This window comes from Bacillus sp. FSL L8-0654, assembly GCF_038629965.1.
Classification (GTDB): domain Bacteria; phylum Bacillota; class Bacilli; order Bacillales; family Bacillaceae; genus Bacillus; species Bacillus safensis.
The window spans coordinates 1,310,245-1,333,974 of the sequence record NZ_CP152026.1; the positions used below are offsets into that span (position 1 = coordinate 1,310,245).

24 protein-coding genes and 2 pseudogenes are annotated in these 23,730 nt (G+C 37.6%); 19 read left to right on the plus strand and 7 right to left on the minus strand.

All coding sequences use genetic code 11. The features are described from left to right. Window positions 1-171: 171 nt before the first annotated feature. Window positions 172-2,298, plus strand: a complete 2,127-nt coding sequence (locus tag MHH65_RS06615) for a penicillin-binding protein 2 (RefSeq protein ID WP_098677365.1) — start codon at window positions 172-174, stop codon at window positions 2,296-2,298. Window positions 2,299-2,454: 156 nt separating this feature from the next. Beyond that, window positions 2,455-4,284: a PAS domain-containing sensor histidine kinase gene (locus MHH65_RS06620; protein WP_034623336.1), complete on the plus strand. Its 1,830-nt coding sequence runs from the start codon at window positions 2,455-2,457 to the stop codon at window positions 4,282-4,284. A gap of 25 nt (window positions 4,285-4,309) precedes the next feature. Here MHH65_RS06620 and MHH65_RS06625 read toward each other — a convergent pair whose 3' ends face one another. Beyond that, a complete protein-coding gene (locus tag MHH65_RS06625; protein ID WP_024426854.1) occupies window positions 4,310-5,479 on the minus strand; it encodes an aminotransferase A in 1,170 nt (389 codons plus the stop codon). Between the two features lie 293 nt (window positions 5,480-5,772). Here MHH65_RS06625 and MHH65_RS06630 point away from each other — a divergent pair, with 293 nt between their 5' ends. Continuing rightward, window positions 5,773-6,657, plus strand: a complete 885-nt coding sequence (locus tag MHH65_RS06630; RefSeq protein ID WP_025092345.1) for a cation diffusion facilitator family transporter — start codon at window positions 5,773-5,775, stop codon at window positions 6,655-6,657. A gap of 64 nt (window positions 6,658-6,721) precedes the next feature. Here the strand turns inward: MHH65_RS06630 and MHH65_RS06635 are convergent, their stop codons facing one another. Next, window positions 6,722-6,874, minus strand: coding sequence for a hypothetical protein (locus MHH65_RS06635; protein ID WP_162842519.1), 153 nt, complete (start codon window positions 6,872-6,874; stop codon window positions 6,722-6,724). Window positions 6,875-7,175: 301 nt separating this feature from the next. Between MHH65_RS06635 and MHH65_RS06640 the strand changes: the two genes are divergently transcribed. The 3 genes from MHH65_RS06640 (at window position 7,176) to MHH65_RS06650 (ending at window position 10,133) form a co-directional block, all read left to right on the plus strand. After that, complete coding sequence (locus MHH65_RS06640) at window positions 7,176-7,715, plus strand: RDD family protein (RefSeq protein WP_024424707.1); 540 nt, start codon at window positions 7,176-7,178, stop codon at window positions 7,713-7,715. Between the two features lie 125 nt (window positions 7,716-7,840). Next, window positions 7,841-9,151 carry an MFS transporter gene (locus MHH65_RS06645; RefSeq protein WP_024426856.1) on the plus strand — a complete coding sequence of 437 codons (1,311 nt, stop codon included), beginning with the start codon at window positions 7,841-7,843 and terminating at the stop codon, window positions 9,149-9,151. Window positions 9,152-9,224: 73 nt separating this feature from the next. Further along, window positions 9,225-10,133 carry a chemotaxis protein gene (locus tag MHH65_RS06650; protein WP_024424709.1) on the plus strand — a complete coding sequence of 303 codons (909 nt, stop codon included), beginning with the start codon at window positions 9,225-9,227 and terminating at the stop codon, window positions 10,131-10,133. 37 nt (window positions 10,134-10,170) lie between these two features. On the opposite strand, the gene MHH65_RS06655 is transcribed toward MHH65_RS06650, so the two are convergent. Continuing rightward, window positions 10,171-10,632, minus strand: coding sequence for a YkyB family protein (locus MHH65_RS06655; protein WP_008356877.1), 462 nt, complete (start codon window positions 10,630-10,632; stop codon window positions 10,171-10,173). 665 nt (window positions 10,633-11,297) lie between these two features. On the opposite strand from MHH65_RS06655, the gene MHH65_RS06660 reads away from it, so the two are divergent. Continuing rightward, window positions 11,298-12,173 carry a replicative DNA helicase gene (locus MHH65_RS06660; RefSeq protein WP_255290947.1) on the plus strand — a complete coding sequence of 292 codons (876 nt, stop codon included), beginning with the start codon at window positions 11,298-11,300 and terminating at the stop codon, window positions 12,171-12,173. Between the two features lie 245 nt (window positions 12,174-12,418). Beyond that, window positions 12,419-12,577: a hypothetical protein gene (locus MHH65_RS06665; protein ID WP_176544433.1), complete on the plus strand. Its 159-nt coding sequence runs from the start codon at window positions 12,419-12,421 to the stop codon at window positions 12,575-12,577. A 175-nt stretch (window positions 12,578-12,752) separates the two neighbouring features. Here MHH65_RS06665 and MHH65_RS06670 read toward each other — a convergent pair whose 3' ends face one another. Continuing rightward, the gene (locus tag MHH65_RS06670) at window positions 12,753-13,577 is read right to left on the minus strand and encodes a hypothetical protein (RefSeq protein ID WP_098676841.1); all 825 of its coding nucleotides are present in this window, start codon (window positions 13,575-13,577) and stop codon (window positions 12,753-12,755) included. Between the two features lie 241 nt (window positions 13,578-13,818). On the opposite strand from MHH65_RS06670, the gene MHH65_RS06675 reads away from it, so the two are divergent. From MHH65_RS06675 to MHH65_RS06720, 10 genes and pseudogenes are all read left to right on the plus strand, one after another. Beyond that, window positions 13,819-14,007 (plus strand): XtrA/YqaO family protein, encoded by a 189-nt coding sequence (locus tag MHH65_RS06675; RefSeq protein WP_241743572.1) that lies wholly within the window; start codon window positions 13,819-13,821, stop codon window positions 14,005-14,007. A 354-nt stretch (window positions 14,008-14,361) separates the two neighbouring features. Continuing rightward, window positions 14,362-14,586: an ArpU family phage packaging/lysis transcriptional regulator gene (locus MHH65_RS06680; protein WP_326355678.1), complete on the plus strand. Its 225-nt coding sequence runs from the start codon at window positions 14,362-14,364 to the stop codon at window positions 14,584-14,586. 214 nt (window positions 14,587-14,800) lie between these two features. Then, a complete protein-coding gene (locus MHH65_RS06685; protein ID WP_098676843.1) occupies window positions 14,801-15,448 on the plus strand; it encodes a hypothetical protein in 648 nt (215 codons plus the stop codon). 219 nt (window positions 15,449-15,667) lie between these two features. Further along, window positions 15,668-16,423 (plus strand): hypothetical protein, encoded by a 756-nt coding sequence (locus MHH65_RS06690; protein WP_098676844.1) that lies wholly within the window; start codon window positions 15,668-15,670, stop codon window positions 16,421-16,423. Between the two features lie 604 nt (window positions 16,424-17,027). Continuing rightward, window positions 17,028-17,726 carry a hypothetical protein gene (locus tag MHH65_RS06695; protein ID WP_098676846.1) on the plus strand — a complete coding sequence of 233 codons (699 nt, stop codon included), beginning with the start codon at window positions 17,028-17,030 and terminating at the stop codon, window positions 17,724-17,726. Between the two features lie 257 nt (window positions 17,727-17,983). Further along, window positions 17,984-18,367: a P27 family phage terminase small subunit gene (locus tag MHH65_RS06700; protein ID WP_241743571.1), complete on the plus strand. Its 384-nt coding sequence runs from the start codon at window positions 17,984-17,986 to the stop codon at window positions 18,365-18,367. A 71-nt stretch (window positions 18,368-18,438) separates the two neighbouring features. Then, window positions 18,439-18,735 (plus strand): hypothetical protein, encoded by a 297-nt coding sequence (locus MHH65_RS06705; RefSeq protein ID WP_241743570.1) that lies wholly within the window; start codon window positions 18,439-18,441, stop codon window positions 18,733-18,735. 151 nt (window positions 18,736-18,886) lie between these two features. Next, window positions 18,887-19,101 (plus strand): annotated as a pseudogene (locus MHH65_RS06710) (phage holin); the annotation flags it as partial. Window positions 19,102-19,217: 116 nt separating this feature from the next. Continuing rightward, window positions 19,218-19,624 (plus strand): annotated as a pseudogene (locus tag MHH65_RS06715) (N-acetylmuramoyl-L-alanine amidase); the annotation flags it as partial. An 88-nt stretch (window positions 19,625-19,712) separates the two neighbouring features. Beyond that, window positions 19,713-19,889 (plus strand): hypothetical protein, encoded by a 177-nt coding sequence (locus MHH65_RS06720; protein ID WP_176544434.1) that lies wholly within the window; start codon window positions 19,713-19,715, stop codon window positions 19,887-19,889. A 39-nt stretch (window positions 19,890-19,928) separates the two neighbouring features. Here the strand turns inward: MHH65_RS06720 and MHH65_RS06725 are convergent, their stop codons facing one another. Further along, window positions 19,929-20,663 (minus strand): hypothetical protein, encoded by a 735-nt coding sequence (locus MHH65_RS06725; RefSeq protein ID WP_098676847.1) that lies wholly within the window; start codon window positions 20,661-20,663, stop codon window positions 19,929-19,931. Between the two features lie 188 nt (window positions 20,664-20,851). On the opposite strand from MHH65_RS06725, the gene MHH65_RS06730 reads away from it, so the two are divergent. Beyond that, window positions 20,852-21,955: a Rap family tetratricopeptide repeat protein gene (locus MHH65_RS06730; RefSeq protein WP_255290948.1), complete on the plus strand. Its 1,104-nt coding sequence runs from the start codon at window positions 20,852-20,854 to the stop codon at window positions 21,953-21,955. Between the two features lie 135 nt (window positions 21,956-22,090). Here the strand turns inward: MHH65_RS06730 and MHH65_RS06735 are convergent, their stop codons facing one another. Together MHH65_RS06735 and MHH65_RS06740 are read right to left on the minus strand one after the other, a co-directional pair. Further along, a complete protein-coding gene (locus MHH65_RS06735; protein ID WP_098676848.1) occupies window positions 22,091-22,288 on the minus strand; it encodes a hypothetical protein in 198 nt (65 codons plus the stop codon). A 458-nt stretch (window positions 22,289-22,746) separates the two neighbouring features. Further along, window positions 22,747-23,664, minus strand: a complete 918-nt coding sequence (locus MHH65_RS06740; protein ID WP_098676849.1) for an AraC family transcriptional regulator — start codon at window positions 23,662-23,664, stop codon at window positions 22,747-22,749. Between the last annotated feature and the right edge of the window lie 66 nt (window positions 23,665-23,730).

The window sequence follows — 23,730 nt, forward strand, 5'->3', positions numbered from 1 at the left end:
TTAAAGAAAACGACATAAACATACCAATATTTTAAAGTGTTAGTATATTTTTTTGCAGATTAGGGATTGACAGCTTTTTTTCACTCGTTTCGCTGTAACAACTATTACAAAAGTGTTACAATAATGAGTGGTAATTGTAAAAGATTGAAAAGGATGAGAGGAGCTACATAAGTGGGAGATAAACAGCATCAAGGTGCTGCCGAGCAAAAAAAAATCAAGCGCCGGAACGCCTGGAGAATTAATCTCTTTTTCTTCGCTGTATTTAGTTTATTTGCTGGACTTGTGATCAAGCTTGGTGTGCTGCAAATCGTCAATGGTGAAGATTATAAAAAGCAAGCCAACCGAACAGAGGTCAAAACAGCATCATACCCGTCTCCAAGAGGAAAAATGTATGACGCGAGAGGAAGAGTCGTCGTTGATAACGAAAGTGTACCTGCCATCGTTTATACATCAGAAAGCGGTGTGAAAGCGGAGGATAAGATTAAGGTAGCAAGAAAACTTGCGACTTATATAAAAATGGATACTGATTTTTTGAGAGAGCGTGACATTCGAGATTTTTGGCTGGCGAGCCATCCGAAAGAAGCGGATAAACTCATTTCAAAAGCGGAGAAAAAAGATATCGATGCAAAGGATGTCTATCCGCTTCAAGTAGAGCGTGTCCCAAAGAAAGAAGTCAAAGCGATCGAAAAGGATGCAGAGGAAAAAGCTGTTGCAGCGATCTACCGTAGATTTACAGGCGGATATGCCTTTGAGCCCCAAATCGTGAAGGCAATGAACCCAAACGAAGAGAAAAAAGGGGACGAAAAAGTGGCTTTACTCGATGAAACGAAAGAATCAAAACAAACTTCATCCGTAAGCCTGACATATGAAGAAATTTCACTTGTCTCAGAGCATCTTGATGAACTGCCTGGTGTGAACGTCATCAACGACTGGACAAGAAAATATCCGTATGAAAAGACCCTTTATAATGTACTTGGCGGTGTGACTACACCAGAGCAAGGAATCATTAAAGAGCGTGAAGATTACTATATGGCAAGAGGCTACTCGCGAAATGACCGGGTAGGGAAGAGCTATTTAGAATATCAATACGAGGATTTTCTAAACCCAGAGAAAGCGACCGTTCAATATACACAGGTTGGCGGGAAGCTGCTCGATGAAATCAAGCGGACAGAAGGACGAAGAGGACTTGATCTTGCGCTGACATTTGATATGGAGCTGCAAAAGGAAGTCGACAAAATCGTTGAATCAGAGCTTAGATCCGCCAGCGCGAGAAACTATATGATGGATCGTGCCTTTGTCGTCATGATGGACCCTCACACAGGGGATGTTCTCGCCATGTCAGGCAAGAAAATGGACGGCAGAGACGTCACAGATTATGCGATCGGAACATTTACGACCCAGTACGAAATGGGCTCTGTTGTCAAAGGAGCCACAGTACTTGGCGGTTATCAGGACGGGATGTCACACAACCAAGCCTATATGGATACACCGCTCTATTTTGCAGGGAGTAATGGAAAGCCGAAACAGTCTTACAAAGTTCTTGGATGGGTTAACGACATTCAAGCACTCCAAAAAAGTTCCAACGTCTACATGTTCCAAGTAGCGATGAGAATGGCGGGCATCACCTATCAAAAGGATGGTCCGTTACCTGCAAGGCCTGAGCACTTACAAAAAATGAGAAACTACTATGCGCAATTCGGTCTTGGCGTGAAAACGGGGATCGATCTGCCGCAGGAATCAAGCGGGATGCAGACGCATCCTAAGACGGTCGGCGGACTCTTGCTTGATGAAGCAATTGGTCAGTATGACACGTATACACCGCTTCAAGTGGCACAATACATGTCAACGATCGCCAATGGAGGCAGCCGTATTCAGCCAAGAGTAGTGAAAAGTGTTCATCTTCCAACGAAGAAGGATGAAGTAGGCCCAGTCGTAAAAAAATATGAGCCGAAAGTGCTGAATACGATTAACAACTCGAAAGCAGATATTGACCGCGTAAAAACGGGACTGAAAATGGTCACATCAACAGGCGGAACTGCCGCTGGCCGGTTTGGTCAGCATGATGTCGCAGGAAAAACAGGTACAGCGCAAACGTTCTACTATGGTGCCAACCGCAGCTGGTGGGGAAATTCAACGTACAACTTAACCTTTGGAGGATATTATCCTTCTTCTAATCCAAAGGTGGCGTTTAGTGTCGTGACACCTTATGTCTCAGATAAGGATCCTGTTATTAAAAACATCCCGAGTAAAATTGTGGATAAGTACGTTGAATTACAAAAGAAATATGAAAAACAATAAACCGCAGGGAGCACAGCAGCAGAAAGTGCTCCCTTTTTGCTGAAAATATGGACGTTTCCCTCGATGACAGAAGGAAAATACGGGTTTTCTAGCGAATCTTTTTTATACATCAATCTAAGGACAACCCTAAAAAATGAAAAGGAGGGTCGGACGACGATGGAACAACAAATGAAAGATTCGAATCAATTGTATTCGAACATCGATTTACATGCCGTTCTTTCTTCTAATGGCCGCTTTCTCTACATTTCTTCCAACTGTAAGCAGCTTTTGCTCTATGAACAAAAGGATTTACTAGGGTGTTTTTTGAAAGACTTTGTTCATACCGAAGATCAATTTCTCGTCGAAAGTTATTTTTACAATCAGCACATGCTAGAGGTTTGCCACTTTAGACTGCTAAGAAGTGATCTGACAGCTGTATGGATCGAAGCAAGCATTGATTTTGTTGCTTGTGATGGGTTAGACAACGAAGTAAGTAGAGAAATGATCCTGAAAATGAGGGTGCTGGATACTGAGCCCCAAAAAGCAGCATTTCAAACAACATCAAACGTAGCAGAACAGTCGTTAGGCAGTCTGCCGGCTTTCCAAAATGTCGGTGAAGCTGAACAATTGATTGCCATGCTGCCAAATCCGTTATGTATTACGACTTTAGGGAAAATTGTGTATGCGAATGATGCGATGCTGCAATTAATGGGGGTAAGTGCAAGAGATGACATGATCGGCAAGTCCGCGTTTGATTTTATTGCTGAAGAGTACCATGACATTGTCAGAAGCCGAATAACAAGGCTGCAGCAAGGCCTTCCAGTCGGAATGATTGAACAGATATGGAAGCGTCAAGATGGAAGCAGTATTCATATTGAGGTAAAGTCATCACCGACGATTTATCAAAATCAGCGGGCAGAGCTTTTACTGCTCGTGGACATCTCATCCCGTAAAAAATTTCAAACCGTTCTTCAAAAAAGCCGGGAGAGGTATCAGCTGCTCATTCAAAATTCCATTGATACGATTGCGGTCATCCATGATCACAAATGGGTGTTTATGAATGAATCTGGCATTAAATTATTTGAAGCCGAGCATTACGATAAATTAATAGGAAAGGATATCTTTCATCAAATTCATTCCTGTGATCAGCAAAAGGTCAAAAAGAGTTTATCACGTATTATTGAAAGAGCATCAGATTCTGAGATTGTCACAATGAGCTGTCATACGTTTAAACATAAGCTGATTTATACAGAAATGGTCTGTATCCCAACTACATTTTTTGGAGAAACAGCGGTTCAAATTATTTTAAGAGATATCTCCGAACGTAAGCAGACAGAAGAGCTCATGCTCCGCTCTGAAAAATTATCGATTGCAGGCCAATTGGCGGCTGGCATTGCACATGAAATCAGAAACCCATTGACCGCCATCAAAGGCTTTTTACAGCTCATTAAACCGAAAACAAAAGATCGCGATCAATACTTCGAGATTGTTTTCTCTGAGCTGAGCCGAATAGAAATTATCTTGAGTGAGCTGCTAATGCTGGCGAAACCGCAGCAAACGTCCTCAATGCAGACGCTTGATTTGAAAAAAATCATCAGCGAAGTCACAGCCTTGTTAGAAACACAAGCGAACTTAAATGGCATTTTAATGAACACAAGTGAGATAGAGGAGGGTCTCCTGATGAACGGAGATCAAAATCAGCTCAAGCAAGTGTTTATCAATTTAATCAAAAATGCCGTAGAATCCATGCCGGACGGAGGAAAGGTAGACATCACAGCCAAAGCAGAAGGTGATGGAATACTTGTCACGATTCGTGATGAAGGGATCGGCATTCCTGAATCGGTGATGAAGCGGATTGGAGAGCCCTTTTTAACCACAAAGGAAAAAGGAACAGGACTTGGCCTCATGGTCACATTTAATATTTTAGAAAATCATAACGGGACGATCCGTGTGGATAGTCAGCCTGAAAAGGGCACTGTATTTCACATCATGTTTCCTGCAAAATAAAAACAACGGCAAGAGAGCCGTTGTTTCAATCTAGCGAATGAATAGAACGTTTTTCGAGTACAAATTGTTCTAGCCGGTCAAGTCCTTCTTTCAGCGTTTCAAGTGAATAAGCGTAAGACAGGCGCACATACCCTTCGCCGAGTGGAGAGAAAGCAGAGCCTGGTACGACCGCAAGTCTTGTACTTTCTAACAGCTCCATGCAAAAATCAAAGGAACTCATCCCAAACGATTCAATGGATGGAAAAATATAAAAAGCGCCAGAAGGTTTAATCACCGGAAGCCCCATAGAAATGAGCCGATCATATACATAATCGAGTCTTTTCTTATATTGCTCTCTCATGATCAGTGCATCATCCACACCATTTGTCACAGCTTCAAGTGCCGCCTTTTGTGAGACAGCCGAGGCACAAGACACGTTATATTGATGTACTTTTAATACATGTTTAGCAATTGGAGCTGAAGCAAATAAAAATCCAATTCTCCATCCAGTCATGCTATGAGATTTAGACAGTCCATTGATGACAATGGTCTGTTCTTTTAAGAAAGAGGCAATTGAATGATGCGGCCGGTCAAATGTCAGCTCGCTGTAGATTTCATCGGATAAAATAAAGATGTCTTTTCCTTCAAGGAGCTGGGCAATTTCTTTCAATTCTTCTTCTGAAAGCGTGACACCAGTCGGGTTTGAAGGGTAAGGAAGAACCACACACTTTGTCTTTTCCGTTAGCGCATCCTCAATCAGCTTGGCATTCAATTTAAAGCCGGCATTCGTTGTGTCAATATGTACGGGCATGGCACCGCACATTCGAATGATCGGTTCATATCCGGGGTATACAGGTCCAGGTAAAATGACCTCATCGCCTTCTGTTAAAATGGTTCGAAACGCAGCATCAATTGCTTGACTTGCACCTGTCGTCACAATGATTTCTGACTCTGCATCATAATCAAGATTCACTTTCTTCTTGATATAATGCTGGATCGCTTGTCTTAGCTCTAGGAAACCAGCATTGTGAGTGTATGAGGTGAAATTCTCGTCAATGGCTGCTTTGGCAGCTGTTTTGACATGATGCGGCGTATAAAAATCGGGCTGGCCTATCGTCAATGAAACGACATCCTCATATGACGATACGAGATTTGAAAATGTTCGAATGCCTGAAATTTCAATATCCTTTACTCTTGGATTCAGCAAATGCTCCATTTCTCATCACCTTAAAAATTTATGTTTTTATCCTATTTTACCATTCACTGCATAAATGTCACCTGCGAAAGGCATTGGATATCGTTATATGTAGTCTATTCTCCTATCCATCACCGCATGAGTGATATATTAAAGAAAGAGCAACATTTATTATAGCGTAACCTCAAGAGAAAATACAGGCTGTGATGAAGATGATTAGAAAACGGCAAAACTGCGTAAACTGAAAGAACGTGAGAATCAGGGTCATGGGAATTGCTTTCATAGACATACGATCTCCTAAAGGAGGACGATAGATGGAACAATCAGCGAAGACATCGAAAATCGCGTTTCTATCCGTGCTGAGCAACACATTTGTTGTCATCTTAAAAATCATTGTGGGTCTATTAACCGGATCTGTCGCGGTTTTATCAGAAGCCATTCATTCGTTTCTCGATTTAATGGCATCGTTTATTGCATTTATTTCTGTTCGTATTTCAAGAAAGCCAGCAGATTCTAAACATCCTTATGGACATGGAAAAGTCGAAAATATTTCTGGAACGATTGAGACACTGCTGATTTTCGTTGCTGGCATTTGGATTATATACGAATGTGTTCACAAATTAATGCATCCAGAGCCAGTCAAGCTGCCTGTGCTTGGCATTGTGGTCATGCTGCTAGGCGCGCTCATCAATTTTGTTGTATCGAGGATTGTGAACAAAGAGGCTGAGCGAGTACATTCAGTTGCCATGAAATCAAATGCACTGCATCTTTTAACGGATGTGTTTACGTCATTAGGGGTGGCATTTAGTTTATTGCTTGTGGCATTAACCGACTGGTATTTCCTAGATCCGATCATTGGAATGGTTCTGGCCCTCTTTATTATGCGTGAAGCGTTTAAACTCATGAAGGAAGCCTTCCCGCCGCTTGTTGATGCTCGGTTAACACCAGAGGAAGAACAATCAATCGAAGCGATCATTCAAGGATTTAGTCAAGAATTTATTGAATATCATGACTTTCGAACAAGGCGGTCTGGTGCCGAGGAATATATTGATTTTCATTTGATTGTAGATGGAAAGACAACGATTGAAGATGTGCACCAATTATGTGATCGAATTGAAGAGAAGATTCAGCTGGAATTTCCGCATGCACAAATCTTTATTCATGTGGAACCTGAAAGTGAAAGAAGCGCACAAACGTAAAAAAGGCGATCAACCTATTCTCAGGTTGTATCGCCTTTTTTTACGCTTCATCTATGAAATGAAATCAATATCCATAAGCAGTATCGTAGTCTTCATACCAAGAGATATAAGCTGTGTCATCATTTGACAAACCATGCTTCATATCTAAAAAATCAGCCTCGCAAATATCTTCAATTACAGTCATTTCGTTGTTCTTTAATAATACGACAGTTCCCATCATGAACACCTTTCTTTAAAAAATCCTTGACTATTGTACCATTTGAAGAATCATTGTCAACAGAAGAATGGAAACAAGACGAAAATATCACAAAATGTTAAAAAATCAGGAGGTAAAAGAACTAGAAGTGCCATGTTTTTCACAAATTTTCAGTATTTATTCACATAAATCGCTTAGATCAAACTGATCTAAAATGTATGTAAAAGTGTAAAGCTCCATTGATCTTGCTATATTCATAGGATATAATAACGAATGATTATAAGAAATTTATAGAAAACATACATAATAAAGGAGAAATAGGATGGAAACCAACATAACAGAACCACACATTCAAGAAAAGAAGCATCCTGAGCTAGCAGGTGTAGGCTATCGTTTTCTTGCACACCTTTTGGACGGTATCATTATCGGTGTACCAATTGCATTTATCATGTTTATTTTGGCGTCAGTCTTTTTTATCTCAAGCCCAGAGGCAGCAATGATGATGGATGACGACAGTTATTACTATTCTTCAACCGTCATAACGGATGAGGAGTGGGAAGCTATTATGGGACTGATCTTTTTCTATATAGGGGCAATCTTGATGGGTACCGTGGTGACATGGCTTTATTACGCCATCATGGAATCATCAAAATTGCAAGGAACACTTGGAAAGATGGCTCTCGGCATCAAAGTAACAAAAGTCACAGGCGAAAAGGTCACATTTGGCCGTGCAACTGGCCGCTTCTTTGCAAAAGGCTTTTTGTCTCCGATCTTATATATTGGCTATATCATTGCTTTCTTCACAGAAAAAAAACAAGCACTTCACGATTTGATTGCAAGTACCATTGTTGTGAAGAAATAATGAAAAAAGCACCTCTGCTATATGGTAAGAGGTGCTTTTTTTCATAGATCGCTCGTATGGAAGAGGGAAACAGCACATAAAATAGAATGATAGTGAAAAATGAGGCAGGGAAGGGAGACAATCGATTGAGAACAGGAAAAAAGACCGCACAGAAAAAAGGGGCAGGCTTTGGGCTGTTTATGACAGCACCTGTGCTGGCCTGGGCGTTGTATGATTTTGCAAATACGATCTTTTCATCAAATATGATCACCATTTTCTTCCCATTTTACTTGCAGGAAACGATCGGGGACAGTGCGAGAATGGACCAGATCGCCAGCACCTTTATTTCTTATGCAAACGCACTAGCCAGCTTTTTTCTCGTCATTTTTACACCTTTATACGGAGTGCTGATTGATCGTACAGGGAAAAAGAAACGCTACATTACGGTGTTTACGTTCATATGTATTGCTTGTACGTTGATGATGGGGATTTTTGCTGGGATTGATTTCTCAAGTGAATGGTTTGGGCTGCCTGTTTCTTTATTAGTCGTGGTCACCTTGTTTGTGATCGCAAAGTTTTTTTATCATTCTAGTCTTGTTTTCTATGACACCATTTTGCCCGATCTTGGGACAAAGGAAGAAATCCCGCTTATTTCAGGATTTGGTATCGCCGTTGGCTATTTAGGAACACTTGTCGGTCTCTCTGTTTATTTACTTGTCGGCAATGACCAGTTTCATGAAGCATTTATCCCGACAGCTCTTTTATTCCTTCTCTTTTTTCTACCCTTTCTCTTTTTTGTAAAAGATCCTCATCTGCTGCCTCAGCGAGAGAAAAAGGCGTCTTTTTTCAGCGGGTATAAAGAGATTATTCACACGTTTAAAGAGATGAAAAAGTACAAGCCAGCTTTTATCTTTATGATTGCTTTCTTTTTTATGAATGATGCTTTACAAACAGCGATTGCGATGATGGCTGTTTATGCCAAAATCATCATTGGCTTTACCGCTGGGCAATTTATTTTGCTCTATCTTGTGTCGACCATTTCAAGTATCATTGGCTCCTTTCTGTTTGGATATATCACAAAAGCGATAGGGGCAAAGCGATCGATTACAGTCGTGTATGTCATTTTAATTGTGGCGCTCATTCTGGCTGTGACAGCGGCAACCGAATGGGTCTTCTGGATAGCGGGCAGTTTATTCGGGATTTCACTTGGCGCAAGCTGGGGGGCATCACGAATCTTGATTATTGAACTGACACCGAAGGAAAAGCGAGGACAGTTTTTTGGCCTCTTTGCATTCTCAGGGAAGGTATCTTCCATTATCGGGCCGATCATTTATGGCTCAGTTACCCTGCTGTTTGCAGAGCACGGAAATCTCGCAAGCCGCCTTGCACTAGGGTCTTTGCTCATCCTTGCAGCGATAGGACTTGTGATTCATCAATTCGTTCGAGAGAAAGCGTAAAGAAACGTCAACTTTTTACCTATGCTGCCGATATAAAAAGTACAATCTTATATTGAAGAATAGAGGGATTTCCGTGGCTTTAAACAAACAAGAAATTTTACTTGACTCTGGTACCAATGAATTGGAAATTGTGAAGTTTGAAATTGGTGCAAATCAATTTGGCATTAACGTCATGAAAGTAAGAGAAATCATTCAGCCGGTTGAGGTGACGGTTGTACCGCACTCTCACCAAGATGTAGAAGGGATGATTAGTTTACGAGGCGAGATTTTACCAGTCATCAATCTATTTTCCTTTTTTAATGTCGAGTCAGATCAGTCAGAACAAGAGAAATATATTGTGACTGAATTCAACCAACGGAAATTTGTGTTCCATACAGGAACGGTATCACAAATTCACCGCGTCAGCTGGGAAGAGATTGAGAAGCCGACTGCACTCAATCAAGGGATGGACCGTCATTTAACGGGCATCATTAAGCTTGATGAAAAAATGATTTTCCTTCCAGATTACGAAAAAATCATTTATGATATTGAATCCGCTTCTGGTGTTGATACGTATCATATGTTTGACGGTGAGAAAGACGAGAGAAGAACAGGGAAGAAACTGTATGTCGTTGAAGATTCTCCGCTTCTCATGCGTTTATTAACAAATGAATTAACCGAAGCAGGCTATAAAAACATTGTGACCTTTGAAGATGGCAAACAGGCATATGATCATGTCATGGACCTTGTCAGCAAAGGAATCAGTGTCACAGAAGAAATTGATATGATTATTACGGATATTGAAATGCCTAAAATGGATGGCCACCGGCTAACAAAACTGCTGAAGGACAATCCTTTAACAAATTCCATTCCGATTCTTATTTTCTCTTCGTTAATCACTGAAGATTTGCGTCATAAAGGGGAAACGATCGGGGCAGATGATCAAATCAGTAAACCAGAAATTCATCAGCTGATTGAAAAAGTCGATCATTTTATTATCTAAACTAAAAAACCACTCGGTATGAGTGGTTTTTTTCTGTTTAAAAATAACTTTCCCCGAGACGTTTGAAGACGGGCTTTGTGTAATGTGATTTTTGTTTTGTGGCGGCAGGTTTTTCTTTTAAACCGACATACGTTTGAAGTATTTGTTTTGCTCGGTTTAATGACATATTCGCTTTCGGATTGCGATATGATTGATTTAAATTTCCTAAGTGTGGCAAAAATTCGAAGTCTTCTTTCGTTGGTGGCAGGTGAAAATAATAATCTCCAATTTCAATCAGCACGTCGGACTGTTGTTGACTATACTTGGGATTGTTAGAGAAATGTAGGCCCACTTTTCTTCCTTTACCTTCTTGCAATAGTTTTTGCAGCGCGCGTTTTTTCAAAAGATAAAGAAACTTGGGGTTTGGTGCGGTTTTAGCATGGCGGTTAACAGTATAAATGGCTTTTGCGATGTTTTCTGCTGTAGGTTCTATGTCTTTAGTATGAGCATAATCGTCCATTTTTTCTCTCCTTTGTCTTTCGTCTTCCTGTGCTTAGTATAAATTATACGTTTTTATTAGTAAATTGCAAATAGAGTTATTGTAAAAAGAAAACCTTTGGTATAAAGGGATTAGGGAGGGTTGAAAATTTGATTTTAAAACCTCCCCCCAATACTTCCTCAAATCCTTGGCGCTTTCCCAATAAAATATCGCAAGGAAAGAGGCAAGCGGCTAGTGTTGAAAAAACATGTACCCTTGCTGAAGAACTTGTTCATCACTTTACTACTCACAGAAATATAATTGATCAAACGAAACTTAAAAATAGGAAACAAATTGCGCGCACGTGAATGTGGATATAGTGAATAAAACTGATGCTCTAAAGAGATATAAAGAGGGTATTTCCAAAGCCTTTCAAGAGCTTGATAAAAAAGGTGATCCTATTGACACATAGTGTCAGTTATTGAGCATGTGGGACGAGAAAAAACTAAAGGGGATCGGTCAGTGGAAGAAAATACTTAACTGAATTGATGAATGCCTCAATTACTACAGCAAAACAAGCATTCTATGAAAATCTAATTATTGATTATTGGAAAAAGCGAGAGATTGCGAAAGTTGGTGTCAAACTTAAAGAATCTTCCAACAGCGACGATACGAGTCAAACTATACAAGAGGGTATAAGCTCTCTCATGAGTTTAGAGGATGCAACAGGAACAGACGACGACGGGTCTATCAATAATGACTTAGTTGAAATCTATCAAGAGTTAGAAACGCCAAAAGGTGATGTAACTGGTATGCCTAGCGGCTTTACTGAATTGGACCGAATGACGTCGGGTTTTCAGCGACAAGAATTTATTATCGTCGCCGCTCGTCCATCCGTAGGAAAACCCGCCTTTTGTTTGAATGTAGCAAGCAATTTCATGGAAAACCCGCTTAATTTAGGTAAGGGCGGAGCGGTTGGCATCTTTTTGCTTGAAATGTCACGTAAGCAATTAATAAAACGGATGCAATCAAGTATCGGTAACATTAATGCTAAATCCATTCGCACGAGTAATTTAAACGCTGATGAGTGGGGCAGATTAAGCAAAGTGAACGGGGTTTTAGATTGTGCCGCTCTTAGAATATTTGATCAACCAGGCATGACGATAAATGACATTTGGGCAAATGCTCGTAAAATGAAACGGGAATTTGAAGGCAAGGACATGATGATCATTATTGACTATCTGCAATTGATCGTCGGAAATCCAGTCCACAGAGGAAACAGACAAGCAGAAATCGGAGAAATAAGCCGTATGCTCAAGCAAATGGCAAGGGAATTGGACATAGCTGTCATTGCATTGAGTCAGCTTTCACGTGGAGTCGAACAACGCCAGGAGAAGCGCCCTATGATGTCAGACATTAGAGAATCGGGGCAGATCGAGCAAGACGCTGATGTTATTGCATTTCTCTATCGTGATGACTATTACGACAAAGAAACAGAGAATAAGAACATTATTGAAATCATTATTGCTAAACAGCGTAACGGTCCAGTCGGTACGGTTTCAAGCGTTCGTCAAAGAATATAACAAATTCGTCAACCTGGAATATAGGGAATCGGCATGACGGTTAAAGATTGGTATAAAGAGGCGATAAAGTTCAATCAGTACGCCTTGATATTGCTGATCGAATTCCTAGTATACGAAAAGGCAGTAATAAAAATGACGGGCCAAGAAGAAAAACTTTTCTTTTACTTACAACCGAAATTTCATTCGAGAATGAATGAGCATTTGAAGAATTATCATACAAAAATTCAATTGGAGGAATCGGGCATATGAACAATGAGAAAGAGCGGTTGACAGAAGATCAAAGACAATTTTTTATTGAATGGCTATGTGTAGCAAGCCGAGGATTTTCAAGGGAGTATTACGAGAATATGGACGACCAGAAACTAGAAAAGCAATATTTGCTTAACGTTCCCCAAGAAGTATGAACGAGCCAACGATCTTTATTAATTCGAGTGCGACCGGAAACTATAATTATCATCCATGACCGTGAGTTGTTAAAGAGAGGGGTAATAAGCAAATAATGATAAATCATTTTATTTAAGTAGAGTGTTGTACCATGCGTCGAGAAAATTAAACCATCTTGAAAAGATGGTTTAATCTCTAATTTTTAAATTTTTCAATAGTAGCGGACACAAAGCTCCTTACAGATGATATCTTGTTCTGTTTCTCTTTTTGATGAATTTTTTCATCGAGTATTAATTCGATGGCAAGTTGTACTTTAGGAAATAGATCAAGACATTCTACTTCTGTTAACTCATGTATACCTTTGCTTAAAATTGCATATAGCTTTCTGTTTTCAACAAGTATGCTTGGTAAATAATCTTTAAGTAGCTTAATTTTATGATCCATTTTTGATCCTTCAAAGTCGCTATTGTTCCAATTAGTATTTTGTTCTAATGCGATTTGTCTGGTTTCTTCAATTAAGTTTTCAAAGATTCTACGAAGATATACAAATGAACCTGCGCCAATTTCTTGAGAATTCAGTCGTATTGCCTTAGAAAAATCTCTATAGTCGTTCTTTAAAATGGTTTGATACTTTTTAATCTTATGTAATTGAAGGTCAGCAATTGATGGATATTGTCCAATCTTTGTAACTTTGTTTTGTTGAATTAGTACCGAGAAATAGAATAAATGTAATTCATCCCGGTGGCATCGGAATATTAAAGCGATAGGCAATTGTGTTTGTATTCTATCTATAGCTTTTTCTGGATAGTCATTTATAGTGAGTGGTTTCAAGCCGCCGGTTTGACTATAAAGCTTAAAAGTTGATTCTTTTTTACATTCGATACAGTAACAATCAAATTGAATTTTTTTGGGATTTCTTAAATATGATTCAATTATTTCAGCATTCTCATCATGAATGATTAGGGATTGGTACAGTCCTAAATCTAATGGTAAAAAATCTGGGGATAAATTATGACTCAAATAAACCAGCTCCATTCAATTATTTATCATAATTTTACCACAAGAGTATGTGATTGGTATTAAGAGTGCCTGTGAATTTGCTTATCAATACAAAAGAACGCCTAGCAATGAAAAATATAGAGATCTTAAAAGGGAGAATAGCAAATTGAGTAAGTGAAGAAACGTTAATTATATTTTTCAGTGTGTTTGACTCAATTTTCGCTTATTATTCAGCATATAATTAAAGGAGGCAATGAAAGACTTGAGACTAAAAGAGATTCCAAGTAAAATTATAGAGACCTTAGACACAGGAAAAGAGCCCATCGTTTTAGTTTTTTCTGATGGCACATTGAAATATACACAATTACCGCCGCATGGTGAAACAAAAATTGTCACTCACAATAACAAAGTGACTCGATTGATTTTTAACGAAGGTGAACTATTTGAATAAAACCGTTCTACCGGAAAGCCGGGGGACACTGATCATGACAGCAAAAAAGCGCTGTGTGATTGGTGTCCCTTTTTTATATTCAGAAAAGAAGGACACGAGGTGTAAATCTATGTCTAAAAAAAGAACTGACGTTCCTAAGAAGAAAAGCACCTAAAATCGCACGCAGGAGCTTTCAGACAAAGAGATAAATGCGCTAATGGGTATTTACCGCCAAACATATAGAAGAGGTAGCGGCGGGGCTTTAAAGGATAAATAAAGGGGGAGGGGAGGGTATTTTATGTTGGGTGAACCACCTGTAATAGATAAAAAAGAAACGAGAAAAAGATAGTTGAAAGAATTCTCGACAACTATCGTTTGTATCTCCTTCAAGTCCCGGACGATATGCTGCCGAAGATAACAGGAGGATTCAGTATCGTGCCGCCTGCCACAAGCAACGCTTTCCGCTCATCCACAGAAAGCACAGCTATTAAACGGATTGAATGGGAGCAGAAACGAAATACGTTTCTTGAAAAGGTACAAAGAGCGGTCAATCGTCTTCCGTATAACGAGAGGCAGATCATTATAAAACGTTACATGTAGCAAGAACCTGTTTTCGATTACCAGGTATATAACGAAATCGGCATGAGTGAAAGATCGTATACAAGGTTAAAAGCAAAGACTTTCCTAGACCTGGCTTACGCTCTCAATGAAGTTGTATTTAAAGCACCCGTATAGAAGTGTTTTTTGTTCGACAAATTTTGTGAATACTATCATGTGTTCGATTTTTGTCGATAAAAAGGAAGGAGGGGATTTTATGAGTTTTGAAACGAAGTATTTGATAAGATGGGGCATCCCTGGATGGATGTTAATTTTTTGGATTGGGACCTACTTTGCAATCACTGAATATGCCTATATATCAGCGCACATAAATTTAAATGAGTTTGGAAAATTAATAGGGGTTTTCATTTCTTTAAGTATATTTGGAGTGGTAGTGGGTTATATAATTCATCATTTATACTTTGTAGCGAATTGGATATTTAATAAAAACCGGATTTTTGATAATGCAATTAAGCAGGTGAAGGATTTTCCCGAACCTGCAAATTGGAAAGATAACAATATGAACGATTATTTTTATTTTGAGGTTTTATGGCACGAAAATTTATTAAAACTTAAAGAAGATAAAAGAAACTATATCGTTGAAAGATATAGGTATCTGCTATCGACAATTCATGCATTGGGTACTGTATTGGTAAGTCATTGTTTAGCTTTCGTGTTTATAGTGATAGCATCACTGTTTAAGTATGGTAAGTTTTATTATCCGCTGCCGGTTATGATTATGTTAGTTATACAACTTTTAATAGTGTTTATTGCGGTATCAAGTTTCAAATACTACTCCGCAAACTTAAATTATTTTCAAGGGAGTTTTTTAGACAAGATACATAATAAGAAAATGAAGATGTAGCATTCTTCGAGGTGCGTTTTTATTTTGGTGTTTTATTGGCGTAAAACTGGCGCATTTTTGTCGTTATGTTGGCGCAGCATGACAGAAAAAAGGTTGTAATATTGTATTATGCGATAGATTGAGAACGACTTCCAAGGAGGTCGTTTTTTCATAAGACAAATTTGTCAATTAATTCAACATTTATGTTTCCTTTCCGATATAGACTTGGGAGGAAATTATATGAAAATTTTAAAGAAGATACTGTTTTATTTGTTCTGGATGATCAAAAAAATTATGGTTTTTTTAATTGTTCCATCAAAAAATTATTCAATGAGAAATTTCCAATTAATAATACTGGTAATTTTAGTTCGTGAATTTGCGGTTTTTCTAAAAACTCCAAATGTTGAATTTTTATCTTTCCTATTAAGAAATATAATTATCTTTTCTATGATTAATTGGTTTGCAACTTTAGTTCTTTATCTAATAAGCAGAAAAGATCCAATATTTATGAAAAGTAAAGAAATATCCCCTTTCACACATGAAAACTCAAATGTAAATAACATAATATTTCAGATTGAAAATCTAAAGAAATCTCTTAAAAAGTGGGCAGGAGATGATGAGGAAAAAGCTCTAAAAAATTTAAAGCTATTAAGAATACTGGATAAAGTTAATGCAGATAAAAAAAGATATAATTTCTTTATTAATTCTACAATAACTTTTACTTTAGGTTTAACGGCGACTATTATTTTTAATAAGGACGTAATGAAGGTTCTTAATTCTAAAATTGGATCAACTTCAATTGACGAAAATCTCATTTATTATACTAATGGATTCACTCTGTCTTTAATTGGAATAATGCTAGCAAGTAAATTTTTAATTCTAGGTCACAATATTAATAGAATAAATGAGCTTTATGAGGAAGTTCTTAATAATCTTATTTTAGAAATTGAAGAAAAAAAGGTTGATACTGAAAATACCTCTATTTCCAATAACTAGATATACTTATTCAAAATAATTCTAATCAGTGTTTAATTTAATATATGTGTATTATGGCGCTTTCCCAAAAGGGATGGCGTTTTTTCTATTTGCTGTAAAGCGTCCCTGTCTGTTTACAAAATCAATGGCGGCTAACAAACAGGGGCGGCTTAGATCAAATAAAAAAGGAGAGTGTGGACTTATGAAATCGGGCTATGTGGTCTTAACGGATTATGATTGCGACCCTTACCTAGAGTTTTATGAAGATTATTCAGAGGCGAAAAAAGAATTTGATCGAAGAACCAGGGACGAAAATCAAAGCAGCTTTAATATACATCTTTGTCAAACGTTTGAGTCTTTTACAAGTGAAGGTAATAAGTGATGCCCTTGAAACGTTGTAACGTTCCCCCCTGTCGTGGTTAGTGGTCCATCATAAGTATAAAGAGCTTAGAGAGGTGTTTCATGACGATATAGAGCGCAATGATTTAAACAACCTTGAAGTGCTTTGTCAGTTTCATCATAATCAGATTACGTTCAAGAAAGAAAAGAACATGTAAACAAATATAAATGAAGTTCGATTCGAATAGATGCTATACTAAAAAAAGTAATAATATGGAGGTTTCAAATGGAAAAATTTCTTCTTATTTTATCTCTACTTATAGTTGCTTTATTTGGTTGCTCTAATCAAAGTGTTTCAACAGATTCAATGACCAGTGAAAATAATTTAACAGCATCGTCAAAAAAAGAAAAGGAGACTCAAAAAACACATGAAATATCTAGTGAAGACAAAAAAATTATTCAATCTATAAAAAATAAAGAATATGATCAAGTTATAGAAGAGACAAGGAATTTAAAAAATGAATTTAAAAAAGATTATTATTTTATAGCTTCTGCTTATAAAAAGTTGGAAGAACTTAAAGATGTTGATGTAAGTTTAGATAATTATGATACATATACTTATGTTGATGCCATGCTGGATAAAGTAGATTATAAAAACAGTCATGAGGATTTGGATTTTCTTCAAACTCAAGACAATAACAAAAAAAACATAAATGCTTTGCAAAAAGGTAAAAATGATCAGATTGAAGAGAATATTAAGGAATCGGAAAAAGTAGAAAGGTCTACAGCTATTGAAGAGAGAACTAATAATCCTCAAAATGTTTCTGTTGGTATGACAAAAGAAGAAGTACTAATTGAAGGATGGGGGAAACCTGAAAAGGTAAAGACAACCCAAACAGCAGATCAAACCTTGGAGCAGTGGATTTATAAAGGGAATAAATATTTATATTTTGAGAATGGAATTCTTAGTACCATCTCTTATTGAAAAAAGTGTCTGTTATGATTTTTTAAGTCTCCCCATTATTTAACGGGGTGGGCTTTTTTGATTCCTGGAAATCGGCGTCCCCTCAACTTTAAAAAAAGTGTTGAAATGGAGTTTTGATTTTTCCCGTTTTTTGCGGTTTTTCACTCATTCATAAAATGGCTTGATCCTTTACAGGCGTTGAGATAGAGCGATTTTACTCATTTGTTTGATTGCCTTAAATTAATAGGTTGGATTTTGCTGAAAGGTGGTGGTTTTTATTGGCGAGAAGAAAACAATTGACGGACACATTAAAAGGGCAAATATCAAATGAAGAACGAGAGCAGCGGCAGCAGCATGAAGAAAAATTGAAAGGCATTTCGCCATTGAAAGAGAACCCGCCTTATTGGCTGTCAACAATGGCAAAAAACAAATGGATCAGAATTTACCCGCATATTATCGAGCTGCCTATTTCGGAACTGGATCGCACTTTGTTGGCTATGTACTGTAATAGTTACGCACAGTATCGACAGGCACTAGAAGATGTAGCAGCAGAGGGACAAGTCGTTTTTGAAGTGAAAAAGAAAAACCCGTCTATTGAAATCATGATGCAAATGTCGAAAGAGGTTCGAGCCATTTCGGGGATAACTTGGTCTTGCGCTTGATGCTCGATTATGTCTAGTTAGTTTAGGTGAAGAGAGCGAGGATGACGATATATTCGAGGCAATGAGGCAGGATGACGACGATTAAAAAAGACCCCGGTACTCTTTACGCTGAAAAAGTAGTAAACAGGGAAATTGTAGCAAGTAAAAAAGTCATCCAGGCTTGTAAAAGACATTTGCGGGATCTTGAAAAATCAAAAGACCCTAACTATCCATACGAGTACAAGCCAAAAAAAGGGGCGAAGGTTGTAAAGTTTCTTGAAATGCTGCCGGATATTTCAACGGGAAAACCTACATCATTAGCACTCTTTCAAAAATTCATTGTTTATATGATATTTGCCTGGCGAGACAAAGAAACAGGATATAGATGATTTACAAAAGCATATATCAGCATGGCACGTAAAGGCGGTAAATCCGTTCTTGTTGCTGGGATCGCTTTATATGGTCGTGATCGATAAACTTATCAGAATTGAACGAAATTAAAAATAGGAATAAAAAATTTTAAAACTTTGACAAAGGCAGGTTGTTCGCACGGTGATTCCTTTAACCTCATTGATCAACCAAGGACTTATCATGTTTAACAAACCTGTTTTGCCGATCAGTTAGCTTTATACCTAGCTGGCTCAATGATCTTTACTTTGGTGAAAACACCTGTAGCATGGGTCAAAAACAACTATGTAACGTCTAAAGGGCAGTTTCAGAAAAAAACATTGAAACAAAAAGAATTAACAAAATAAGAGCTACCCAGACGCCTTTTTTAAATACTAAGAAAACAATTTTAAGGAGACGATGAACAATTGTGTAAAAATTCATGACTTCATTTCAAAGAGCAATGGTAACAGACCAGACAACTATATGAACGCTATATATTACGATCCATGACATTTCATTTGCTAATGTTGTGCCACATAAGCATAGGAGCGGAAAAGAACGCCCGCAAACTGCTTAATCGTGTGGACAGTTTCAAAGCAGGTATTGCAACCGTTCACACTGGTAAAAAGGCAAGCTCAAAACCTGTAAAAATCAGCACCATCAAAAAGCACAGCTAAGCCTGAAAATACAACCTGCCTTCTGGCATTTTAAAAGTAACCAAGCCTTTACGAAAGGGGCAGGTGTAAAAGCCGAACAGGAAGCCCTTGTAGCTGTATGTTTCTATCCTGAAAAGGGAGCTAAAAGAAATGGCACTATGGTCCAAAGACTAAAGTAGCTCTTCAAAAAGCATTTGAAAAAATGAATGAAGTAAAGCCCTTGTCCTTGTAGGATAGGAGCTTTTTTGTGTTTTAATAGGGAAAAAGTTGGTTATAAGGTTAGTTGAAACGTGATATGATTGTAAAAAGGAGGTAATATGATGACATTTAAAAAAGCGTTCAATATAGGTTACCTTGTTTTGCTTTTATCTTTTATTGTCGTATATTTCTTGCTTCCAGTCGAACAAATATTTACCGCAATTATGATCCTAACCGTCCTATTTGGAGTATATCAATTTGTGATTTTCAAAAAACTAAAAGAGCAAAAACAGCAATAATAAAACCCCTAGTCTGCATTAGACTGGGGCTTTTTTTATTCAACCAGTTCCACACATATAAACTTTTCCTGCCGACCCTACTTCGTCCAATTTTTTATTTTTTCGTTTACTGTCCGAGAACATTTTCAAATGTCTCTTTCTCCACAAATAGCAAATATCAGTGTCGGCTCGAGTTGCCCAACGTGCTGAGAAGTAACCTGTTTTCAATTTCAATTGAATCATTATTTGAGCAGCAGCAGTAGCAATCCAACCAACATAAGGAATACGGTTTAAAATTGCGGCTGCAATTACTCCTAAAGCTGCCTTTCCTTCTACTGTAACACGGTAGTGATCATATTTTGACCACACCCATTTTCCTTTCTGTTTCTGTGTTGTGAAATCATCATTTGCTAATTGTTCAAGTGAATTAGTGATCGTTGGATTCATTTGATTTTCTAATACAATGCTATTCGCAATTTTATTTACTTGTTCTTCAATTGCTGCTATTTCGTCAGAGTTTAGATAGTTACTAGAAACAGAGCTATGACCTGTTTCTTTGTTAGAAGTATAGGTGATAGTACCAAGTTCAGTTTTAAAAGTGGTCACATGTTGAGAAGTGTTTTCCATTGTTTTTATATTCGTTTTCAATCCGTCAATTTCTACGGTGAATTCTTCGTGATTTTTAAAATCATTTTCTTCTTTTGAGGTGTTTTTCTCGGCCGCAAAACTTGGGGGAACAGAGGTCAAAACCAGAGACAAGGACAACAAAATAATAAACAACGCCCTTTTTTTCATGTAATTCCTCCTATGGAAAATATAGTCTTGCGACACTATCTTATCTTTTTCAACAAATTTAGAACAGAGACTAAAATACCATTTTATTCTATGGGAAATTGCGGTTTCTTTTCGGTGTGAACTTTTTAAACGGATGATAATATATGTAATTATAGGGAAAATAAAGGAAGGGATAGGGGGAGGTTTGTTTGGCAGAAAAAGTAGCAAGCCCATTTGTTGCTATGATGATTGGTGATTGGTACGGATATATCAAGAAACAGGACATACTAAAGGCTGAAAATAAGAGAAAAGAGATCGTAAAAGCCTTTGAAAATATGGAAGAAGATCAAAATGTCTTATTATACTTTAACTTGATTGATTCCAGGTACAAAATGTTGGCGCAGGAGTTTGAAGGATCAAAAGCTTTATTGAAGCAAATAGACATTGAAGAGAAGCAGAAAACCGATGACATGATTCAGTACTATTATTTCTTCTTCAATGGCATGTATGAGTTTTATAAAAAGCGCTTTTCAAACGCTATTAACTATTATCATATTGCAGAAACCCGCCTTCGAAACGTTCCTGACGAGTTAGAACGTGCTGAATTTAATTATCAACTTTCGATTGCATACTACGAAATTGCACAAAATCATTTCTCAATCAATCATGCCAAAAAAGCTTTAGAAAGCTTTAAATCAGCACATTTACAAGAGAGTCGGGTTGCTACTACTCTAATGGTAATTGCATCAAATAAGATGGATTTAAACCAATTTGAACAAGCTGAATCAACCTTTAAGGATGCTATTAATTTAGCAGCAGAATCTAAAGTTGATTTGCCACAAGCGCTAGGGTATTTCAATCTCGGGATATGTTATGAGCGGCAAGGAAAGCTCCAGCAAGCTTTAGAATGTTTACAGAATGTCTTGTCGGTTGAATTGAGAAAGCCACACAAAACACTGTATATGCGTACAAATTACATGTTAGCGCGTGTACTCTTCCAGTTAGATCAAAAAGCTGAAGGGCTGGAGTCATACAATGAGTCACTCAAGTTAGCGAATGAATTATCTGACAATGCGTATATTGCTAAGTTAAACATCATACATTCAATTTATATAACAGGTGATGAAGCTCAACTAGATGCAACTTTAAATGCACTGAAAAATCAAAATCTTTGGACAGATGCCGCTGAATTGTCAATCATGGCTGCAAAATTTTATAAAAAGCAGGATAATCACAAGTTGGCATCTAAATACTTTGATGATGGTTTGGAATCACAAGCCAAAAAATTGTCATGGATGGAGGAAATTGAATGAAACAACTGAAAGTAATAATCTTAAGCCTTACCTTATTAATGGGTATTACAACTACTGTGCATATAAATTCCTCAAATGATTTTCAAACCGCAGAAAACGGCTACTTTGGTTAAGCATTAGGAGAACTAGACTCCATTAATAAAAGAAAAAGCCCTTTTCAAGGGGCTTCTTTTTATTGAACCGCCATTCCTGCTTTTCCTTATCCCACGCCAGTTCATTTCTTGACATAAGATTTCTAACGGCTTTTCTAATGGAAGTCCTCCATTGTGGGGTTTTGCGAAACCTGCTCATATTATAGATGATCCTGTATAGTTTCCTCTCAAGATCATTCATGAAATCACCACCTCGGATATCTTATTTATATTTTTTTCATTAGCTTGCCGGATGCTTTACCCGCAGCATGTCCATGATACGGTACCCCTTTTAATGACATTGACGTCACCCAGGTATTTTGATGTTTTATAAAGGAATGATCTTATTTTGTTTATGTTCATTGTGCGCTCCTTTTACGTCTGTCCATTATAAAGAAACCTCCCCCAAACCTTCTCGAAGAGAATACTATCAAGTTGATTTTAAGAAGGTGGAATTTATGCGAATTAGGAGGAAGTCAGTCATATCAATACTTTTAAATAGTTTAGAACGTACGTTTGGTAACGTGTTGGATTATTATTAGTAAATTGCAAATAGAGTTATTGTAAAAAGCGATGGGATTCTCATCGCTTGTATTTACAATTGCCATTCATGATAGGTCTAAAACACCTTCTGCTTTTTAGTAAACAAGCTATCTGCCATCAGTTTTCCTCTACCTGTTTTATTTGGAGAAGATCCAGCTGTTTTAATTTTCTATATGCTAAAGGTGTCGTATTTTTTATTCTTTTAAACAAATTGATAAAATAGCTTGTGCTGTTGAAGCCTACTTGGTAAGCGATTTCTGTGATAGTGAGATCCGTTTCTTGAAGCAGGATGAGGCTTTGCTGAATTCTATATTCATTTACATAATGCATAGGTGATTTCTTTAAAATGTCTTTGAAGGATCTGCAGCATTCTGAGCGGCTAAGCTGTCCTGCACGAGCAATATCTTGGAGAAGGATCTTTTCATGATAATGCTGATGAATCCAATTCAGCATGTGTTTCATCCGTTCATTTTTATCGTGTTTACGCGCATCATGTTTCATTTGGAAGCCATTTTGTAATAAGCTTTTCCAAATGGTGATGAGCTGAATATTGAGTTCAAGTTCATAATAGACTGGAGTTTCATCAATTAATTGTTGAATGGTTTGAATACATTGATAAATATGTTTAGGCCAGTGATCTTTTTGGTTGAGTAAAATATAAGCTGTCTGGCTCGCATGCATATAAGGATGGACAAAAGTGGTGAATAATTCATTCGCTGTGATGAAGTAGGGAGAGACATTTAAACAAACATAAGTACATGCCGTCCCATTCGCATCTTTTGCCATGTGCAGGCAGCCACTATTGATGAAAATGCCATCTCCTTGCTTTACATATAATGTCTCTTCATTGATATGAAATTCAGCCTCACCCTCTAAAATAAAGACAAATTGAAACTCGTCATGCCAGTGAAGAGGAATATAGCCGCTTCTATGATGACGAATCTTCGTATGATAAAGAGCAATAGGCCATGCTGTCGTGGAATGCTCCGTTAATTCTTTCAGATTGTAGTCAATCAGAAAATGATGGTTGTGCATAATTCTCCTCAATATTCTTTTATTTTTATGTTCAATTAATATATCAATATGTAACAAAGTGAACTA

Excerpts from the sequence above, each read along its gene's own strand:
- MHH65_RS06735 (WP_098676848.1), bottom strand. The coding sequence starts at position 22,288 with ATGAATGATCTTGAGAGGAAACTATACAGGATCATCTATAATATGAGC.
- MHH65_RS06625 (WP_024426854.1), bottom strand. The coding sequence starts at position 5,479 with ATGGAGCATTTGCTGAATCCAAGAGTAAAGGATATTGAAATTTCAGGC.
- MHH65_RS06695 (WP_098676846.1), top strand. The coding sequence starts at position 17,028 with ATGGAAAAATTTCTTCTTATTTTATCTCTACTTATAGTTGCTTTATTT.
- MHH65_RS06665 (WP_176544433.1), top strand. The coding sequence starts at position 12,419 with ATGAACAATGAGAAAGAGCGGTTGACAGAAGATCAAAGACAATTTTTT.
- MHH65_RS06720 (WP_176544434.1), top strand. The coding sequence starts at position 19,713 with ATGACATTTAAAAAAGCGTTCAATATAGGTTACCTTGTTTTGCTTTTA.
- MHH65_RS06620 (WP_034623336.1), top strand. The coding sequence starts at position 2,455 with ATGGAACAACAAATGAAAGATTCGAATCAATTGTATTCGAACATCGAT.
- MHH65_RS06655 (WP_008356877.1), bottom strand. The coding sequence starts at position 10,632 with ATGGACGATTATGCTCATACTAAAGACATAGAACCTACAGCAGAAAAC.
- MHH65_RS06705 (WP_241743570.1), top strand. The coding sequence starts at position 18,439 with ATGACGACGATTAAAAAAGACCCCGGTACTCTTTACGCTGAAAAAGTA.
- MHH65_RS06630 (WP_025092345.1), top strand. The coding sequence starts at position 5,773 with ATGGAACAATCAGCGAAGACATCGAAAATCGCGTTTCTATCCGTGCTG.
- MHH65_RS06640 (WP_024424707.1), top strand. The coding sequence starts at position 7,176 with ATGGAAACCAACATAACAGAACCACACATTCAAGAAAAGAAGCATCCT.
- MHH65_RS06725 (WP_098676847.1), bottom strand. The coding sequence starts at position 20,663 with ATGAAAAAAAGGGCGTTGTTTATTATTTTGTTGTCCTTGTCTCTGGTT.
- MHH65_RS06660 (WP_255290947.1), top strand. The coding sequence starts at position 11,298 with ATGAGTTTAGAGGATGCAACAGGAACAGACGACGACGGGTCTATCAAT.
- MHH65_RS06690 (WP_098676844.1), top strand. The coding sequence starts at position 15,668 with ATGAAAATTTTAAAGAAGATACTGTTTTATTTGTTCTGGATGATCAAA.
- MHH65_RS06685 (WP_098676843.1), top strand. The coding sequence starts at position 14,801 with ATGAGTTTTGAAACGAAGTATTTGATAAGATGGGGCATCCCTGGATGG.
- MHH65_RS06740 (WP_098676849.1), bottom strand. The coding sequence starts at position 23,664 with ATGCACAACCATCATTTTCTGATTGACTACAATCTGAAAGAATTAACG.
- MHH65_RS06635 (WP_162842519.1), bottom strand. The coding sequence starts at position 6,874 with ATGGGAACTGTCGTATTATTAAAGAACAACGAAATGACTGTAATTGAA.